This is a genomic window from Mesorhizobium sp. WSM4983 (assembly GCF_029625765.1).
In the GTDB taxonomy this organism is placed as follows: domain Bacteria; phylum Pseudomonadota; class Alphaproteobacteria; order Rhizobiales; family Rhizobiaceae; genus Mesorhizobium.
In genome coordinates, this window is sequence record NZ_JARTVM010000001.1 from 41,796 (window position 1) to 60,218 (window position 18,423).

Annotated in this window: 20 protein-coding genes; 16 read left to right on the top strand and 4 right to left on the bottom strand. The window is 63.0% G+C overall.

The annotated features are described in order from the left end of the window. Positions 1-32 precede the first annotated feature (32 nt). From sseA to P9254_RS00265, 3 genes are all read left to right on the top strand, one after another. Positions 33-884 (top strand): 3-mercaptopyruvate sulfurtransferase, encoded by an 852-nt coding sequence (gene sseA, locus P9254_RS00255; RefSeq protein WP_127239787.1) that lies wholly within the window; start codon positions 33-35, stop codon positions 882-884. Between the two features lie 5 nt (positions 885-889). Then, a complete protein-coding gene (locus P9254_RS00260) occupies positions 890-1,453 on the top strand; it encodes a GNAT family N-acetyltransferase (RefSeq protein WP_067321624.1) in 564 nt (187 codons plus the stop codon). Between the two features lie 364 nt (positions 1,454-1,817). Continuing rightward, positions 1,818-2,285 (top strand): DUF1203 domain-containing protein, encoded by a 468-nt coding sequence (locus P9254_RS00265; RefSeq protein WP_127248188.1) that lies wholly within the window; start codon positions 1,818-1,820, stop codon positions 2,283-2,285. A 499-nt stretch (positions 2,286-2,784) separates the two neighbouring features. On the opposite strand, the gene ald is transcribed toward P9254_RS00265, so the two are convergent. Further along, on the bottom strand, positions 2,785-3,900 hold the full coding sequence (gene ald / locus P9254_RS00270) for an alanine dehydrogenase (protein ID WP_067321621.1): 1,116 nt from the start codon (positions 3,898-3,900) through the stop codon (positions 2,785-2,787). Positions 3,901-4,110: 210 nt separating this feature from the next. Here ald and P9254_RS00275 point away from each other — a divergent pair, with 210 nt between their 5' ends. Then, positions 4,111-4,584 carry an Lrp/AsnC family transcriptional regulator gene (locus P9254_RS00275; RefSeq protein WP_059188527.1) on the top strand — a complete coding sequence of 158 codons (474 nt, stop codon included), beginning with the start codon at positions 4,111-4,113 and terminating at the stop codon, positions 4,582-4,584. A gap of 106 nt (positions 4,585-4,690) precedes the next feature. Here P9254_RS00275 and P9254_RS00280 read toward each other — a convergent pair whose 3' ends face one another. Next, positions 4,691-5,350, bottom strand: a complete 660-nt coding sequence (locus P9254_RS00280) for a 5-formyltetrahydrofolate cyclo-ligase (RefSeq protein ID WP_082953743.1) — start codon at positions 5,348-5,350, stop codon at positions 4,691-4,693. A 175-nt stretch (positions 5,351-5,525) separates the two neighbouring features. On the opposite strand from P9254_RS00280, the gene P9254_RS00285 reads away from it, so the two are divergent. Continuing rightward, positions 5,526-6,791: an NAD(P)/FAD-dependent oxidoreductase gene (locus P9254_RS00285; RefSeq protein WP_127216617.1), complete on the top strand. Its 1,266-nt coding sequence runs from the start codon at positions 5,526-5,528 to the stop codon at positions 6,789-6,791. A gap of 129 nt (positions 6,792-6,920) precedes the next feature. After that, entirely contained in the window at positions 6,921-8,894 is a 1,974-nt protein-coding gene (locus P9254_RS00290) for a bifunctional 2',3'-cyclic-nucleotide 2'-phosphodiesterase/3'-nucleotidase (RefSeq protein WP_127240739.1), read from the top strand. A 29-nt stretch (positions 8,895-8,923) separates the two neighbouring features. Here the strand turns inward: P9254_RS00290 and P9254_RS00295 are convergent, their stop codons facing one another. Continuing rightward, complete coding sequence (locus P9254_RS00295) at positions 8,924-9,220, bottom strand: hypothetical protein (RefSeq protein ID WP_095825439.1); 297 nt, start codon at positions 9,218-9,220, stop codon at positions 8,924-8,926. A gap of 259 nt (positions 9,221-9,479) precedes the next feature. Here P9254_RS00295 and P9254_RS00300 point away from each other — a divergent pair, with 259 nt between their 5' ends. The 5 genes from P9254_RS00300 to P9254_RS00320 all read left to right on the top strand — a co-directional run bounded on the left by P9254_RS00300 (position 9,480) and on the right by P9254_RS00320 (position 12,239). After that, entirely contained in the window at positions 9,480-9,614 is a 135-nt protein-coding gene (locus P9254_RS00300; RefSeq protein ID WP_259979787.1) for a hypothetical protein, read from the top strand. A gap of 105 nt (positions 9,615-9,719) precedes the next feature. After that, positions 9,720-10,010 (top strand): Dabb family protein, encoded by a 291-nt coding sequence (locus tag P9254_RS00305; protein WP_066989660.1) that lies wholly within the window; start codon positions 9,720-9,722, stop codon positions 10,008-10,010. A gap of 70 nt (positions 10,011-10,080) precedes the next feature. Then, positions 10,081-10,956 carry a VOC family protein gene (locus P9254_RS00310; protein ID WP_278055882.1) on the top strand — a complete coding sequence of 292 codons (876 nt, stop codon included), beginning with the start codon at positions 10,081-10,083 and terminating at the stop codon, positions 10,954-10,956. Further along, entirely contained in the window at positions 10,953-11,795 is an 843-nt protein-coding gene (gene kdsA / locus P9254_RS00315) for a 3-deoxy-8-phosphooctulonate synthase (RefSeq protein ID WP_278055880.1), read from the top strand. The genes P9254_RS00310 and kdsA overlap by 4 nt, the downstream gene beginning before the upstream one ends. A 78-nt stretch (positions 11,796-11,873) precedes the next feature. Continuing rightward, positions 11,874-12,239: a PRC-barrel domain-containing protein gene (locus P9254_RS00320; protein WP_066989666.1), complete on the top strand. Its 366-nt coding sequence runs from the start codon at positions 11,874-11,876 to the stop codon at positions 12,237-12,239. A 68-nt stretch (positions 12,240-12,307) separates the two neighbouring features. Here the strand turns inward: P9254_RS00320 and P9254_RS00325 are convergent, their stop codons facing one another. Then, entirely contained in the window at positions 12,308-12,430 is a 123-nt protein-coding gene (locus P9254_RS00325; RefSeq protein WP_278055878.1) for a hypothetical protein, read from the bottom strand. Between the two features lie 199 nt (positions 12,431-12,629). Between P9254_RS00325 and eno the strand changes: the two genes are divergently transcribed. The 5 genes from eno (at position 12,630) to P9254_RS00350 (ending at position 18,408) form a co-directional block, all read left to right on the top strand. Continuing rightward, positions 12,630-13,904, top strand: coding sequence for a phosphopyruvate hydratase (gene eno, locus P9254_RS00330; protein ID WP_066989668.1), 1,275 nt, complete (start codon positions 12,630-12,632; stop codon positions 13,902-13,904). A gap of 167 nt (positions 13,905-14,071) precedes the next feature. Next, the gene (locus tag P9254_RS00335) at positions 14,072-14,395 is read left to right on the top strand and encodes an FtsB family cell division protein (protein ID WP_066989670.1); all 324 of its coding nucleotides are present in this window, start codon (positions 14,072-14,074) and stop codon (positions 14,393-14,395) included. 178 nt (positions 14,396-14,573) lie between these two features. Then, positions 14,574-15,620: a pyruvate dehydrogenase (acetyl-transferring) E1 component subunit alpha gene (gene pdhA, locus P9254_RS00340; RefSeq protein WP_278055877.1), complete on the top strand. Its 1,047-nt coding sequence runs from the start codon at positions 14,574-14,576 to the stop codon at positions 15,618-15,620. Positions 15,621-15,633: 13 nt separating this feature from the next. Further along, entirely contained in the window at positions 15,634-17,025 is a 1,392-nt protein-coding gene (locus P9254_RS00345; protein ID WP_127248193.1) for a pyruvate dehydrogenase complex E1 component subunit beta, read from the top strand. A gap of 18 nt (positions 17,026-17,043) precedes the next feature. After that, positions 17,044-18,408: a pyruvate dehydrogenase complex dihydrolipoamide acetyltransferase gene (locus P9254_RS00350; protein WP_278055876.1), complete on the top strand. Its 1,365-nt coding sequence runs from the start codon at positions 17,044-17,046 to the stop codon at positions 18,406-18,408. Positions 18,409-18,423: the final 15 nt, after the last annotated feature.

Sequence of the window (18,423 nt, forward strand, 5' to 3'; positions counted from 1 at the left end):
CAAAGTCGCGAGGAGCGGGCAGGAGAGGAAAAATGGCCGAAGACAGCCCATTCATCGTCGACGCGGATTGGCTCGAGAAGCGGTTGGGAACGCCAGGACTGACCATCATTGACGCGTCCTGGTACCTGCCGGCGCAGAAACGCGACGCCCGCGCCGAGTATGACGACGCCCATATTCCAGCTGCGCGCTTCCTCGATCAGGACGCCGTCTCGGACCCGGATTCCAAGCTGCCGCACACATTGGCGTCGCCCCAATATTTCGCGCAATATGTCGGCTCGATGGGCGTTTCGGCCGACGACACGATCGTCATCTATGACGGTCCAGGCTATTTCTCGGCGCCGCGCGCCTGGTGGATGTTCCGCGTCATGGGCGTTTTCCAGGTCTATATCCTGAATGGCGGCTTCGACCGCTGGAAGGCGGAAGGGCGGCCGGTGACGGCGGAGCAGACCCGGATCGCGCCTTGCGTCTTTTATGCCGATTTCGATGCAAGCCGGGTTGTCAGCCTCGACGAAATGCGCCGGATCGTTGGAAGCGGAGAAAGCCAGATCGCCGATGCGCGCTCACCCGGGCGTTTCGCCGGCACCGATCCCGAACCGCGTCCCGGCGTCCGTTCCGGCCATATGCCGGGCGCTCGCAATGTTCCGGTTGCCGCGCTTGCCGAGAATGGCGAACTGCTACCCAAGGACCGCTTGCGCATGGTCATTGAGGAGGCCGGCATCGATCTTACAAAGCCGGTCGTCACCTCGTGCGGATCTGGCATCACCGCGGCGGCGATCACGTTGGCGCTGGAGACGCTTGGCCATACCGACAACAGGCTGTACGACGGCTCATGGACCGAATGGGGTGGGCTGAGCGACACGCCCGTGGTGACGGGCAAGGAATGACGGCGATGGAAAACGGTGGACCGAAGGATATCGATGTCACGGTCACATTCCTCGAAATGCACGCACCGCCGGCTTCATCTCCCCCGCTGCCCTACAACCGGCAGATCGCCTTGCTGAGGACCAAGGACATTCCGCTGCATTTCTACCGCTACCTGATGGATCGCGTCGGGCGCAAATGGCACTGGGTCAATGTGCTTAGACTAAGCGACGAGGAACTGGCCGCCGGCCTGCATCGTGAGGACCGCGACATCAGCGTGCTCTACCTCGACGGCTCTCCCGCCGGCTTCTTCGACCTCAAGCCGCATCTGCCCGAGGAAGTGGAACTCGCCTATTTCGGTATGATGGAACATGCGCACGGCCAGGGTATCGGCCGCTGGTTCCTGGGTGCGGCCATCTCGGCTGCATGGTCGTATGGGCCGAAGCGCATCACGGTGCAGACCTGCACGCTCGACCACCCGGCGGCACTGCCGCTTTACCAGAAGCTTGGCTTTACGCCGGTTGCGCAGAAGAAAGAGGTCGTGCATCCGCTGACCTTCGCCGAGCGCTCCGCAAGCGTCATGCGGCCGTAGCTAAGGGGAAGCGCGGCGCAGTCGGCTGCCTCGACGCCGCTTACGCAACCGGCGGCTGGCCCTCGAAGGTCGGCAGCGACGTGTCGTTGCAAGCCCAGCGGGGCGCCTTGGTCGTCCGGATCGTCGCTGCGGGCCGTATCATGCTCGGATCGCCGACCTCAGCCGGCCGCGCCGCACCCTTCTTCTGCGATCATCATGGCGCGGAGCGCGGTCCATCGCGAGTCCGATAAGTCTAGTATCGTGATTTCGGGTTCGTAATTCGATACTGCGCTTCGAGCGACGCACGAAGCGCTTGGCAGGAATCGGGTGGGAGACGCTGTCGGCTCGGCATAGTTTCCGGCCAAGGACACCGGAGAATTTTGCCATGAGCATCCAGTTCAAAGCCCTGCCGACCGAAGCCGTGCGCGCCTTACAGCGGGGAGGGCCCGACGCTTACGGCCACACGCCAGAGCGAAGTATTTCGGACGGCGATGGCGTGCCGTGCCGGCATTGCATGAAGAACGTCGCAACCGGCGATAGCTATCTCATCCTCGCCTACCGGCCGTTCCCGGAGCTTCAGCCTTACGCGGAGACCGGACCGATCTTCCTGCATGCGGACGAATGCCAACGCCCCGCGGAGGCGGATGCACTGCCCGAGATGCTCCAAAGCAGCGACTACATAGTGCGCGGTTATGGCAAGGACGACCGCATCGTCTACGGCAGCGGCGCCGTCGTCCCGACTGGCGATATCGCGGCCCGCGCCGAGACTTTGTTCGAGCGCGACGACATAGCCTACATTCACGTCCGCTCGGCACGGAACAATTGCTACCAGTGCCGCATCGAACGAGCTTGATCGCCGGCAAAAAAAACCCGCCGGTGGTCTGGCGGGTCGTTGGAAGTCTGTGACAGAAGCCTTCGGCCCGAGCCGCCGGCGGGGCCGGTTTTCACCGGAACCGAGGGCGACCGTAGCCATCAGGTAGCGAAATCTCTTTAGGCGGGTTTCTCGGGTCCCGAATGTGAAGCATTTCACACAAGAGGCACCGGATTCGCTCGCAGGGCTGAGCGGCGGCCCGCACGTCCCCCGCCAGCTATCGTACTCCCGTCGCATAACCGCGCTAGAAGGGCAGTCGTTGATCGATGGCCGACCGCGGATGGACCGGCGGCACATCGCAACATCGAGGAAGCGGGGCTCTGGCTCCGCTTTTTTGTTGCCCGGACTCTTCGCGCAAGACCGGTTGGAACACGAGAAAAAACGCCCGCCGGAAGAACCGGCGGGCGACAGAAGGAAGCTTTTATCGAGGGCAATTCCAGGAAAGGTCTGTAACGGTTCCAGAATTGCGTGACAAATAATTTCAGGCGGCAAGCACCGCCTTCGGTTCGACCATCTCGTAACCCAGCGCTTCGGCGACGGCACGATTGGTGATCTTGCCCTTGTGGACATTGAGGCCGTTGCGCAGGTGATGGTCGTCGACCAGCGCCTTCAGGCCCTTGTCGGCGAGCTGCAGGCCGTGATGCAGGGTGGCGTTGTTCAGCGCGTGCGCCGAGGTAACCGGAACCGCGCCCGGCATGTTGGCGACGCAGTAGTGGATCACGCCGTCGACCTCATAGGTCGGGTCGGCATGGGTCGTGGCGTGCGAGGTCTCGAAGCAGCCGCCCTGGTCGATGGCGACGTCGACGAGCACCGAGCCCTTCTTCATGCCGGAGAGCATTTCGCGGGTGACCAGCTTGGGTGCGGCGGCGCCCGGGATCAGCACGGCGCCAACGACTATGTCAGCCGAGAAGCACTCGTCTTCGAGCGCCTCGACGGTCGAGTAGCGGGTATGGACACGGCCGCCAAAAATGTCGTCGAGCTGGCGCAGGCGCGGGATCGAGCGGTCGATGATGGTGACGTCGGCGCCGAGGCCGGCAGCCATCTTGGCAGCGTGCAGGCCGACGACGCCGCCGCCGAGCACGGTGACCTTGCCGGGCAGCACGCCGGGAACGCCGCCGAGCAGCACGCCGCGGCCGCCATTGGCCTTCTGCAGCGCGGTCGCGCCGGCCTGGATCGACAGGCGGCCGGCGACTTCCGACATCGGCGCGAGCAGGGGAAGACCGCCGCGGTCGTCGGTGACCGTCTCATAGGCGATCGCCGTGACGCCCGAAGCGAGCAGGCCCTTGGTCTGCTCCGGATCCGGGGCGAGGTGGAGGTAGGTGTAGAGGATCTGGCCGTCGCGCAGCTGCACCCATTCGTTGGGCTGCGGTTCCTTGACCTTGACGATCATGTCCGACTTGGCGAACACGTCGGCGGCCGTCTTGGCGATCGTGGCGCCGGCGGCGCGATAGGCGTTGTCGTCGGCGCCTATGCCGGCGCCGGCGCCGGCCTCGACAAGCACTTCGTGGCCGTGCGCGACATATTCGCGAACCGAGCCGGGCGTCAGACCGACACGGTATTCATGGTTCTTGATTTCCTTGGGGCAGCCGACGCGCATCTTCTTCTCCTGTCCGGCCCTTGAAAGGGCGCTCTCCCTGACATTTCCGGGCATGCCGCCAACCCCAAACCGCCGCGCAGTTGGGCGACATGCATGAGACGCAGTGAAGCATGAATCGTTCCGTATGTGTTTGCGAATGCACTTGCGGCAGCGACCGGTCTTCGATAATCGTTGCGCAAAATGCCGGATTATTCGCAGGAATCCCGAAAAATGCCGCTCGATAGGATTGATATCGCCATTCTGGAGACCTTGCAGAAGGATGGCCGGATCCCCAATGCAGCGCTTGCCGAAAAGGTTGGGCTGTCACAGTCGGCCTGCTCCAGGCGCCTGGACAATCTGGAGAAATCCGGAACCATCCGCGGCTATCACGCGCGGCTGTCGAATGCCGCGCTCGGCCATCAGATGACGGCAATCGTGCATATATCGTTGTCGGGGCAGTTCGAGAAGACGCTGTCCGATTTCGAAGCGGCGATCAAACGCTGCCCGAACGTGCTTTCCTGCCATCTGATGTCGGGCGAATACGACTATATCCTGCGTATAGCGGCCAAGGACCTTGCCGACTATGAGCGTATCCACAAGGAATGGCTGTCGGCGATGCCGCATGTGACGAAGATCAACTCATCCTTCGCCCTGCGCGAGATCGTCGACAGGACAGCGGTGGGGTTGAGGCCGGAAATGGCCTAGCTGAGGTCAGAGCGTTGCATCGTTTCACGGGAACCCCGAACCGCTCATTTCTTTGCTTTGCGCAATTACGGACGGAAAACCGCTACACACTTTTCTTGGAACTGCATTAGGCTCCGGCCGCCTCGGTGACCACCTTGGTCATCGGGATGTCGTGCGGTTGCGGATAGATGGTGGGAATGCGCTGCAATTCGTAGCCGACGCCGATCACCAGCGGCCTGAACGGCATGGCGGCGAGCGTACGATCGTAGAAACCGCCGCCATAGCCCAGCCGGTAGTTGCTGGGATCGATGCCGACTACCGGCGAGATCACGATATCGGGCAGGACAGGATCACCCTCGGCCGGGATCGGGATGTTCCAGACGCCCTTCTCCAGCCGGTCGCCCGGCGCGTAGGCGCGGAACACCAAAGGCTGGCCCTTCTCGATGACGACGGGCAGCGCGATGCGGCCGCCGCGCGCATTGATCGACGCCATAAAGCCGCGCAGGTCCGGCTCGCCGCGGAACGGCCAGTAGAGGCTGACCATAAGGCCGGCAACCTTGCCGACCAGCATATCGAGGCCCTCGGCAATCCGCTGTGACATTGCCGCGCGTGCATCGGCGGAAACCGCAAGCCGCGCGCCGATCAGCCGCTCACGCTCCGCCTTGCGCCAGCGCCGGACATCGGTCCAGTCGGACAGCGGCATCTGATAGGCCGGGTCGAGCTCATGCATGAAACAAGGCGGCGAAGCGTATTGCGCCGGGCCGTCGTCATCGCGATTGTCAGACATGCTCCACTCCTATCGTTCTGCTCCACGCTATACCCGGCGTTCCGGGGGCGACATGCGCGTACACGACACCGGGCGACGACTCCCGGGCACTGACATGGCCAGCGGTGGCGTTGTTGCGGTGCACAAAAAAGCTTACATCTAGGCAATCGGGTTGCTTTGGGCGAGGTGGCTGAAAATGGACGAAGCCAAGCATCATGTCGTGATCGTCGGCGCCGGGTTCGGCGGTCTCGAACTTACCCGCGCGCTGGCCGGCGCACCGGTGCGCATCACCATGATCGACAAGCGCAATCACCACTTGTTCCAGCCGCTGCTCTACCAGGTGGCGACCACCGCGCTGGCGACTTCCGAGATCGCCTGGCCGATCCGTCATCTGTTACGCAAGCGCAAGGACGTGACGACGCTTCTGGGTACGGTCATCGGTGTTGACCGCGCAGGCAAACGCGTGCTGCTCGATGACGGGAGCGCAGTCGGCTACGACACGCTAGTGCTCGCCACCGGCGCGCGCCACGCCTATTTCGGCCATGACGAATGGGAGCCATTCGCGCCCGGGCTGAAGACGCTGGAAGATGCCACCACCATCCGGCGCCGCATCCTGCTCGCCTTCGAGCAAGCCGAGCGCGAGACCGATCCCGCCAGGCGCCAGGCATTGCTGACGCTGGTCATCGTTGGCGGCGGACCGACCGGCGTGGAGCTTGCCGGCACCATTGCAGAGCTTGCGCATGACACGCTGCGCGGCGAATTCCGCAACATCGACACGCGGCAGGCACGCGTTGTGCTGATCGAAGCCGGTGACCGTGTGCTCGCAAATTTCGCACCGGAGCTCTCGGCCTATGCTCAAAAGGCGCTGGAGCGGCTTGGCGTGACGGTCGAGCTTGGCCGTGCCGTCACGCAGTTGGATGCCGAGGGCGTCGTCTTTGGCGATACCTACCTGCCGGCAAAGACGATTTTATGGGCAGCAGGCGTCGCCGCTTCGCCTGCGGCGGAATGGCTGGGAGCGCCCGCCGACCGGGCGGGCAGGGTGCTGGTCGAGCCCGATCTCACCGTGCCGGGCAGCCCGGAGATATTTGTTATCGGCGATACGGCGCATCTGCTGCGACCGGACGGCAAGCCGGTACCGGGCGTGGCGCCGTCCGCCAAGCAGGAGGGCAGGCATGTTGCTGCAACGATCAAAGCGAGGCTCGATGGCGACGCAACGCCACGCCCTTTCCGCTACAAGCATGCTGGCGACCTGGCGACGATCGGCAAACGCGCGGCCGCCATCGATTTCGGCTGGATCAAGCTCACCGGCTGGCTCGCATGGTGGCTCTGGGGGATAGCGCACATTTATTTCCTGATCGATTTCCGCAATCGGCTCGCAGTGTCGCTCAGCTGGCTATGGATATATTTTACCGGACAGCGCAGCGCGCGCCTGATCACTCAGGGTGACGACGACAAGAGCTGATTGCTTTTCATCGACGCGTCACCTTGTCGTGATCAACAGACATCCAACAGACATGGACTCGAAATGCCTTCGGCGGCATGTTCCGATTGAGGGGCAGGGCATGTCGCGTTGTCTAAGAGGAGGAAAACAATGTCACTTTTGCCCGTCTCTCGCCGCGAATTCCTGGCCGGAGCCGCCGCCAGCGGAGCGCTGATCATGCTGCATCCGTTCTCCGTCCGGGCCGCAGCCAATCAGGCGCATCTGAGGATCATGGAGACGACCGACATCCATGTGAATTTGCTGCCTTATGATTATTACGCCGACAAAGCGAACGACACGATGGGCCTGTCGCGCACGGCCTCGCTGATCGACGGGGTGCGCAAGCAAGCCACCAATGCGATGCTGATCGACAACGGCGACCTGTTGCAGGGCAATCCGATGGGCGACTACATCGCCTATGAAAAGGGCATGAAGGACGGCGACCTGCATCCGATCATGAAGGGCATGAACCTGCTCGGCTATGAATGCTCGACCCTCGGCAACCACGAATTCAACTACGGCCTGTCCTTCATGGACAAGGTGTTGGCCGGCGCCAATTTCCCCTTCGTATGCGCCAACCTGATCCGGGGCACCACGCTCGCCACGAACCCGCGCGACGACAAGCTCTACCTCAAGCCCTATGTTATCCTCGACAAGAAGATCAAGGACGGCTCCGGCGCCGAACAGCCGATCAAGATCGGGGTCATCGGGTTCGTGCCGCCGCAGATCATGGTCTGGGACCTGAAAAACCTGGAAGGCAACGTCCAGACCCGCGACATTGTCCAGGCGGCCAAGGCCTGGGTACCGCAAATCCGTGAGGAGGGCGCCGACATCGTCATTGCGCTTTCGCATTCCGGCATCGATATCAAGCAGGGCGACATGATGGAGAACGCCTCCTTCTTCGTCGCCGGCGTCGAAGGCATCGACGCGGTCTTCACCGGGCACCAGCACCTCGTCTTCCCCGGCAAGAAGGATTTCCAGGCGCTGGAAGGCGTCGACACCGAAAAAGGCACTCTGCAGGGCAAGCCGGCGGTGATGGGCGGCTTCTGGGGCTCGCATATGGGCCTGATCGACCTGCTTCTTGAGCGCGATGGCTCGAAATGGCGCGTCGTCTCGGCCACCTCCGAGGCGCGGCCGATCTATGAGCGGGTCGACAGCAAGAACAAGGCTACGGTCGGCGACGACAAACGCATCATCGCGGCGCTCGAGCAGGATCACGAGGCGACGCTCGCCTATGTCCGCCGCCCCGTCGGCAAGACGTCCGCGCCGCTCTATTCCTATTTCGCTTTGGTCGCCGACGATCCCTCGGTGCAGATCGTCAATCAGGCGCAGAGCTGGTATCTCAAGGATATTCTGAAGAGCACAGAGTGGAAGGACGTGCCGCTCCTCTCTGCGGCGGCACCGTTCAAAGCAGGCGGCCGCAACGGCGCCGACTACTATACCGACGTTCCTGTCGGCGATATCGCCATCAAGAACGTCGCCGATCTCTATCTTTATCCGAACACCGTGCGCGCGGTCGAAATCACCGGCTCGCAAGTCAAGGAATGGCTGGAGATGTCGGCCGGCATCTTCAACAGGATCGAGCCCGGGAAGGCGGATCAGCCGCTGATCAACACCGAGTTCCCCTCCTACAATTTCGACGTCATCGATGGCATCACCTACAAGATCGACCTGTCGCAGCCACCGAAATACGATACGAAGGGCGCCGTCGCCAATGCCGGCTCCAGCCGCATCGTCGATCTTAAATTCGGCGGCAAGCCGCTCGATCCGGCAGCGAAATTCGTGGTTGCCACCAACAACTACCGCGCTGGCGGCGGCGGCAATTTCCCTGATATCAATGCTTCGAAGATCATCTATGAGGCGCCGGACACCAACCGCGACGTGATCGTGCGCTACGTCATCAGCGAGGGCACGATCAATCCGTCGGCGGACGACAACTGGTCGTTCGCGCCGCTGCCTGGAACCAGCGTTGTCTTCGAGACCGGACCCAGGGCCAAGGATTTCATCGGTCAGGTGAAGTCGCTGAAGATCGAGCCGGCGGGCGAGGGTGAGGCGGGGTTTGCCAAATACCGCATTACCCTTTGATGTTCCGCGGCCGGGCCGGCCTGATTTGGCTAAGGCGAAGGGGTGGTCGCGGGCGTGGTGAGCGGCCCGGGGAAGGCCGGCTGGATCGACGTGCCGAGCGGATCGCTGGGCACGGTCAGCGGCGCCATTCCTCTCGGGTGGCGAATCTCCTGGATGGTCGATGTCGGCGTGTTGTTGACAAGGTCGCTGGCCCCCGGTGTCAGCGTCGGGGCAGTCAGCGCGCCCAGCGGGTCATTGGTGACTGTGGGCAAGGATACTTTTGCTTCAGCGGCACTTGCCGAGATCACGGCAAGCAGCAGCACGGCGACGGCTACGGTGCGGTTCAAGGAAGCCTCCTGTTGCGAACGACGCTCGGCGCTCGCCCGAGGATGCAGTGACGGCGCCGGACAGCCGGAAAAATGCCGGATGTCCGATCGCGGTTGCATCATGTTCGCATGAGACATTTGTGCTCGCACCGCAGCTCTCCAGGTAGCCGGCGCTGGGTCCCATGACGCCGGAAAGGTGCGTCGATTACAAAGCGGTGAATTGGAACGATTGCCGTGAAGGCGCTCTGGTTCGGTTTGAGGACATACGCTAGCTTTAGCCATGCGTTATGTGATCGTTATCGTCGCCATCACGTTCTTCCTGATCTGGGACGGCCTCTACAACCAGGGCCAATATCTCGACGCGACCGTCAGGGAGATGTCGCGCATCGTGCGTTACGTCACCGGCGCTGCCTGAGGCCCCGACGCTGCCGCTCAAATAGCGGGCGCGACATCGTTGCCGGTTGACGCGACGGCCCTGCTCCCACAAAACGCGTTCATCCGTCGATCAAGGAGGCTGGGTTTGATCCGGCACATCGTTTTCTTCAGCGTGCGGCGCAAGGAGGATGTGGAGGCCGTCCGGTCAGGGCTGCAGGAACTGGGCAAGATTCCACATTCGAAACACTTCGAGGTGACGCTCAATACCAAGGTCGATCTGTTCTCAAACGCGATCGACGTGGTCGTCTATGCCGAATTCGAGGACGAGGCAGCGCTCGCAGCATACAGGGCGCATCCGATCTATGCGGAGACGACAGGCAGGGTTAAACCGTTGCGCGAGCTGCGTTATTCGGCCGACGTCGTGGCCGCCGCCTGAGCCGCGCCGTCCGCTCGCCTTGGACGCCAGGCCTTGAACCGATTTCCGCAATGGTGCACACCGCGCCGGCATGACGAAAACTCCGCCCCATCCGCTCGACCATCTCGTTCTGCCCACGCGGAGCCTCCACATTGCAAGGCAGCGCCTCTCGTCGCTCGGCTTCGTCGTCGCCCCGACCGGCGTCCATCCTTTCGGGACCGAGAACGCTTGTGTCTTCTTCACCGACGGCACCTATCTGGAACCGCTGGCCGTCGGCGATGACAAAACGGCCGATCGGGCGATGGGCGAAGGCAACGTCTTCGTCGCGCGCGACCGCCTTTACCGCAGCAGGCTTGACGACGAGGGCTTCTCCGCGGTCGTCTTCGGGACCGCCGATGCAGATGCCGACCACGCGCGCTATGTCGAAGCGGGGCTGTCGGCTGGCAACATGTTGAGCTTTTCGCGCGCCTTCACCGACACCACGGGCAAAAGCGACACGGCATCGTTCAAACTGGCATTCGCGGCCGATAGAAAAGCACCGGACGCCTTCCTGTTCGCCTGCCAGCGCATCAACGCGCCGCAGATCGACCGCACCGCACTGCAGGCACATGCCAATGGCGTGACCGGCATCGTCGAGATCGTGGCGGTGAGCGACGAGCCTTCGAGCCAGAGGGGACTGATATCGATCGCTGCCGGCCAGGACGCGAGCGACGGCGACAGGACTGACCTGCCAAACGCGACCCTGGCCGTTCTGACGCCCGACGCTTTTGCCGCACGGTTCGGTGCTTCGGCAGGGCAGCCTTCGGACCTGCGATTTGCGGCCGTCATCTTTGCGGTTCGCAGCGTCGCCGCAGCTACCCAGCTACTTGCGGCAAACGCGATAGAGCACAACATGAGCGACGACGATGTCGTCGTGCCGCCGGCACCCGGTCAGGGCGCGGCCTTCATCTTTCGGGAGATCCCATGAGCGAGCCCCTTGCGCCCAATGCCGCGGTAAGCGTCGGCAAGGTGGTTTTCGCCAACAATGCGCCCTTGTCGCTGATCGCAGGCCCCTGTCAACTCGAGTCGCGCCAGCACGCCTTCGACATGGCCGGCGCACTGAAGGAACTAACCACAAGGCTCGGTATCGGGCTGGTGTACAAGACGAGCTACGATAAGGCCAACCGCACCTCGCTCGGCGGCGCGCGCGGTGCCGGGATCGAGGCGGCGATGCCGATCTTCGACGACCTGCGCAAGGAGTTCGGACTGCCGGTGCTGACCGACGTCCACACCGAGGAGCAATGCGCATCGGTCGCGCCGCATGTGGATGTGCTGCAGATACCGGCCTTTCTCAGCCGGCAGACGGATCTGCTGATTGCGGCGGCGCGCACCGGCAAGGTGGTGAACGTCAAGAAGGGTCAGTTCCTGGCGCCATGGGACATGAAGAATGTCGTCGCCAAGGTCACCGGTTCCGGCAACGCCAACGTGCTGGTCACCGAGCGCGGCGCCTCCTTCGGCTACAACACACTGGTGTCGGACATGCGAGCGCTGCCGATCATGGCCGAGATCGGCGCGCCGGTGATCTTCGACGCCACCCATTCCGTGCAGCAGCCGGGCGGGCAGGGCGGCTCGACCGGTGGCGAACGACGCTTTGTCGAGACCCTCGCGCGCGCCGCCGTGGCGATCGGCGTTGCCGGCGTGTTCATCGAAACCCACCAGGATCCGGACAACGCCCCCTCCGACGGCCCCAACATGGTGCCCTTGAAGAATCTTCCCGCATTGCTGGAAAGGCTGATGGCGTTCGATCGGATCGCCAAGAGGCCGTAGCAGGGCAGCCGAAATCTGGAACCTTCGCCCGCTCCCCTCATTGTCCACAACGGACAAGCAAATGAGAGGAGCACAACAATGACCACTCCGTCTGGCCACACCGAAGCCATTGCCGCCTCGCGCGTCATCGGCACCTCGGTCTACAACACCGCCGGCGACAGCATCGGCAGCATCGAGGACGTGATGCTCGACAAGATGTCGAACGGGATCATGTTCGCGGTCATCGGCTTCGGCGGCTTCCTCGGCATGGGCGAGAAGTATCACGCCATTCCGTGGGCAAGCCTCGACTATGATGAAAACATGGGCGGCTACGTCGTGCCTTTCACCAAGGAACAGCTCAAGGCGGCACCGGCCTACTCGATCGAGGAATTGACCGGCGCCGATGGTGAAGCGGCCCGCGACGCATCTTTCGAATACTACCACGTGAAGCCTTACTGGCACTGATCGGCCTGATCGGCTGCCTTCAGAATCGAGAAGGCCCCCGGATCCGGGGGCCTTCGAGCGTTGAGAACCTATTCAGCGGTCCGAAGGGTGGATAGCTCCGTGGTGTTCTGCTGAGGCTTCTGGGTGTCGCAGGACGTCAGGAACGCCGCCGCGATCAGGAACAAACTCACGATACCGCTCAACTGGGACATGGCGAAACTCCTCGTGTTTCGCCCCGCGCAAACACGACCATAAATCAGAAGGGCGAGTCGCGCGCATGACTAATGATGACAAAGATTTGCGCTTCGTGAATCTTGTCGCCGGCAATTATTGCGGACCGCCCAATTGCCTTTTGCCGGGCTTTGGCTAAGAGGGGCGCGACGCTTCAATCGATCAATCGGGGACATCGCAATGACCGCCATCATCGACATTGTCGGGCGTGAAATCCTGGACAGCCGTGGAAATCCGACCGTCGAGGTCGACGTGGTGCTGGAAGACGGCTCGATGGGCCGCGCCGCCGTTCCGTCGGGCGCCTCGACCGGCGCGCATGAGGCGGTCGAGCTGCGCGACGGCGGGCCGCGCTATCTCGGCAAGGGAGTCCAGGGCGCCGTCGAGGCCGTGAACGGCGAGTTATTCGAGGCGATCGGCGGCATGGAAGCCGAGAACCAGATCCATATCGACCAGACGATGATCGAGCTCGACGGCACTCCGAACAAGAGCCGGCTCGGCGCCAACGCCATCCTCGGCGTGTCGCTGGCGGTGGCCAAGGCCGCCGCCGAGGCCGCCGGGCTGCCGCTCTACCGCTATGTCGGCGGCGCCAAGGCGCACATCCTGCCGGTGCCGATGATGAACATCATCAATGGCGGCGCTCATGCCGACAACCCGATCGACTTTCAGGAATTCATGATCCTGCCGGTCGGCGCGCCGACGCTGCGCGACGGCGTGCGTTGGGGCTCTGAAATCTTCCATACGCTGAGGAAGAAGCTGAAGGATGCCGGCCACAACACCAATGTCGGCGACGAGGGCGGTTTCGCCCCCAACCTGAAGAGCGCGCCGTCGGCCCTCGATTTCATCATGGAATCGATCGAGAAGGCCGGCTTCAAGCCGGGCGAGGACGTGGCGCTCGGCCTCGACTGCGCGGCGACCGAGTTCTTCAAGGACGGCAACTACGTCTATGAGGGCGAGAAGAAGACCCGCGATCCGAAGGCGCAGGCCAAATACCTCGCCAAGCTCGCTTCCGATTATCCGATCGTCACCATCGAGGACGGCCTTGCCGAGGACGATTGGGAGGGCTGGAAATACCTGACCGATCTGATCGGCAAGAAGACCCAATTGGTCGGCGACGACCTGTTCGTCACCAACACGGCGCGACTGCGCGACGGTATCCGCATGGGCGTCGCCAACTCGATCCTGGTCAAGGTCAACCAGATCGGCTCGCTCACCGAAACGCTCGACGCGGTCGAGACCGCGCACAAGGCCGGCTACACCGCCGTCATGTCGCACCGCTCGGGCGAGACCGAGGATTCGACCATTGCCGACCTCGCCGTCGCCACCAACTGCGGGCAGATCAAGACCGGCTCGCTGTCGCGCTCAGACCGCATGGCCAAGTACAACCAGCTCATCCGGATCGAGGAAGAGCTCGGCCGGCAGGCGCGCTACGCCGGCAAGTCGGTGGTCAAGGGCTGATCCGGACAAACTCTCTTGGTTGTTGAAAGAGGCGGAGAGGCGGGTTTCCCCGCCTCTTTTTGTTTCGGCAAGTCTCAGTCCAGCCAACCGTAACCGTCCATTAAGCACAATCGGGCGAAAAAAGACTCGAACAGCCGCTTGCGCTCGCGGCCGAAAGGGGTCGGGTCATGTGGACACGTCAGCACAAGCAGAGAAACACCGGCAAGCTGATCGTTCCGTCGCTCTGCGTGCTGTTTCTCGCCTATTTCGGCTTCCATGCCTATCACGGTGAGTTCGGCATCTACTCCAAATATCGGCTGCAGGCCCAGGCGGCCGAACTCCAGACTCAGCTCGACGCGGTCAAGGCGCGCCGGATCGACTTCGAACGTCGTGTCCAGCTCATGCATGAAGGCACGCTGGAAAAGGACATGCTTGACGAGCAGGCCCGAAAGGCGCTCAATCTGTCCCATCCGGACGAAATCACCATCATGCTGCCGGCTTCGGCAAAATAACCGAATTTCGGTTAATAAAACTTATTTGCAATGATTCCAATCGGTTAGGATGCATGTCAGCCATGCATTTTTCAGCATGGCGCATTGCATTCTTGCGTGTTAGCCTCGCTCAAATCGGTGGGGAGACGGGTCGCTCTCCCTTGAATGTCCGCGAAGAGACGCCAACAGGGAGTGATGTATGGCCACCGCCGCCAGAAAAGCGCCTGCCAAGTCCAAATTCAGATCCGACGGCAAATCGTCGGCCCTTTCCACCCCCAAGCCAGCCGACTTCACCAAAGAAGAAGAGCTCTCCGCCTACCGGCACATGCTGCTCATTCGCCGCTTCGAGGAGAAGGCGGGCCAGCTTTACGGCATGGGCTTTATCGGCGGCTTCTGCCACCTCTATATCGGCCAGGAGGCCGTCGTTACCGGCATGAAGATGGCGCTGATCGAGGGCGACCAGATGATCACCGCCTATCGCGACCATGGCCACATGCTGGCGATGGATCTGTCGCCGCGCGGCGTCATGGCCGAGCTCACCGGGCGCCGTGGCGGCCTGTCGAAAGGCAAGGGCGGCTCCATGCACATGTTCTCCAAGGAGAAGCATTTCTATGGCGGCCACGGCATCGTCGGCGCGCAGGTGTCGCTGGGCACAGGCCTGGCCTTCGCCAACCGCTACCGCGACAACAAGAATGTCTCGCTGACCTATTTCGGCGACGGCGCCGCCAACCAGGGCCAGGTCTATGAAAGCTTCAACATGGCCTCGCTGTGGAAGTTGCCGGTAATCTACATCATCGAGAACAATCGCTACGCCATGGGCACATCGGTGTCGCGCTCATCCGCCGAGACCGACTTCTCCAACCGCGGCGCTTCCTTCAAGATTCCCGGCATGCAGGTCGACGGCATGGACGTTCGCGCGGTCAAGGCAGCCGGCGACGTCGCCGCCGAATGGTGCCGCGCCGGCAACGGCCCGCTGATCCTCGAGATGCAGACCTATCGCTATCGCGGGCATTCGATGTCCGACCCGGCGAAGTATCGCTCCAAGGAAGAAGTGCAGAAGATGCGCTCGGAGCACGACCCGATCGAACAGGTCAAGGCGCGCCTGATCGATAAGAGGTGGGCGAGCGAAGACGATCTCAAGGCCATCGACAAGGAGGTCCGCGACATCGTCGCCGACGCCGCCGAATTTGCCCAGCACGACGCCGAGCCGGATCCGTCCGAGCTCTGGACCGACATCGTACTCTAAGGAGGGCAAGGACATGCCGATCGAAATTCTCATGCCCGCTCTCTCGCCGACGATGGAAGAGGGCAATCTTTCCAAGTGGTTGAAGAACGAAGGCGACAAGGTCGTCGCCGGCGACGTCATTGCCGAGATCGAGACCGACAAGGCGACGATGGAGGTCGAAGCCGTCGATGAAGGCACGCTCGCCAAGATCGTGGTTCCGGCCGGCACCGAAGGCGTCAAGGTCAACGCGCTGATCGCCGTGCTTGCGGTCGATGGCGAAGACGTCGACAAGGCCGGCGAAGGCATCGGCGAAGAAGAGCCCAAGGCTGAAGCGGCCGCGCCGGCACCGGCGCCCGCCGCGGCCAAAAGCGAAGCGGCTGCGCCAGTCGCCGCCGCGCCGAAGGCGGAAGTCGCGGCCGATCCGGACATCCCTGCCGGCACCGAAATGGTCTCGACCACGGTGCGCGAGGCGCTGCGTGACGCGATGGCCGAGGAAATGCGCCGCGACGGCGATGTCTTCGTCATGGGCGAGGAAGTTGCCGAATACCAAGGCGCCTACAAGATCACGCAAGGCCTGCTGCAGGAGTTCGGTCCGCGCCGCGTTGTCGATACCCCGATCACCGAGCATGGCTTTGCCGGCGTCGGCGTGGGCGCGGCGATGGCGGGCCTGAAGCCGATCGTCGAGTTCATGACCTTCAACTTCGCCATGCAGGCGATCGACCAGATCATCAACTCGGCCGCCAAGACGCTCTATATGTCCGGTGGCCAGATGGGCGCCCCGATCGTCTTCCGCGGCCCGAACGGTGCTGCCGCCCGCGTCGCCGCCCAGCACTCGCAGTGCTACGCCGCCTGGTACAGCCATATCCCCGGCCTGAAAGTGGTGATGCCCTACACGGCAGCCGACGCCAAGGGCCTGCTCAAGGCTGCGATCCGCGATCCGAACCCGGTCATCTTCCTCGAGAACGAAATTCTCTACGGCCAATCCTTCGACGTGCCGAAGCTCGACGATTTCGTGCTGCCGATCGGCAAGGCGCGCATCCACAAGCAGGGCAAGGACGTCACCATCGTCTCCTTTGGCATCGGCATGACCTATGCGGTCAAGGCCGAGGCCGAACTGCGCGGCATGGGCATTGATGCCGAAATCATCGATTTGAGAACCGTCCGTCCGCTCGACTTCGATACGATCATCGCTTCGGTCAAGAAGACCAACCGGCTGGTCGTGGTGGAGGAAGGCTTCCCGCAGAGCTCGGTCGGTGATCACATCGCCAGCCAAGTCTCGCAGCGCGTCTTCGACTTCCTCGATGCGCCGGTCATCACGATCGCCGGCAAGGATGTGCCGATGCCTTACGCGGCGAACCTCGAAAAGCTGGCGTTGCCCAATGTCGGCGAGGTCGTCGAGGCGGTCAAAGCCGTCACCTATCGCTGAGCCGGTCGGGAGGACAACATGCCAATCAACATCACCATGCCGGCTCTCTCGCCCACGATGGAAGAGGGCAATCTCGCCAAGTGGCTGGTCAAGGAAGGTGATCATGTTGCGCCCGGTGACGTGATCGCGGAGATCGAGACCGACAAGGCGACGATGGAAGTCGAAGCCGTCGATGAGGGCACAGTCGCCAGGCTCGTCGTTCCGGCAGGCACCGAAGGCGTCAAGGTCAATGCGGTGATCGCCATTCTGGCAGGCGAAGGCGAGGACGCCGGTGCTGCCGCAAAGAGCGATGGCGGTGCGGCGCCCAAGGCGGAGGCTCCGAAAGCGGACCCTGCGAAGGCCGAGGCGCCCAAGGAAGCGCCGAAGCCGGCGGCCGCGCCGGCGAAGGCCGAGCCTGCACCGGTCGCCAACGGCCACGCCGGAGGCGAGCGCGTGTTTGCCTCGCCGCTCGCCCGCCGCATCGCGAAGGATGCCGGCGTCGACGTTTCAGCGCTGGCCGGTTCCGGTCCGCATGGCCGCGTGGTGAAGGCCGATGTCGAGGCGGCGATCGCTTCCGGCGGCGCCAAGGCTGCGCCTGCCGCCAAGGCTCCTGCCGGTGCGCCCGCAGGCGCTCCTGCCCCCGCGCCGAAGCCGATGTCAGACGATCAGGTGCTGAAGCTGTTCGCGGAAGGCTCTTACGAACTCGTTCCGCACGACAATATGCGCAAGACCATTGCGCGCCGGCTGGTCGAGGCCAAGAGCACCATTCCGCATTTCTATCTGACGCTCGACTGCGAGCTCGATGCGCTGCTCGCGCTGCGCACGCAGCTCAACGCCGCGGCCCCAATGCGGAAAACCGAGAAGGGCGAGGTCCCGGCCTACAAGCTCTCGGTCAACGACATGGTCATCAAGGCGATGGCGATGGCGCTGATGGCGGTGCCGGACGCCAACGCCTCCTGGACCGAAAACGCCATGGTCAAGCACAAGCACGCCGATGTCGGCGTCGCCGTGTCGATACCCGGCGGCCTGATCACGCCGATCATCCGCCATGCCGACGAAAAGACGCTGTCCGTCATCTCCAACGAGATGAAGGATCTGGCAAGCCGCGCACGCGGCCGCAAACTGAAGCCCGAAGAGTACCAGGGCGGCACCACGGCCGTGTCCAATCTCGGCATGTTCGGCGTCAAGGATTTTGCCGCCGTTATCAACCCGCCGCACGCCACGATCCTTGCGGTCGGCGCCGGCGAGGAGCGCGCCATCGTGAAGAAAGGCGAGATCAAGATCGCGACCATAATGTCGGTGACGCTGTCGACCGATCACCGCGCCGTCGACGGCGCGCTCGGTGCGGAGCTGCTCGGCGCCTTCAAGCGCATGATCGAAAACCCGATGGGCATGCTGGTGTAAGGAAGGGAAAAAGGC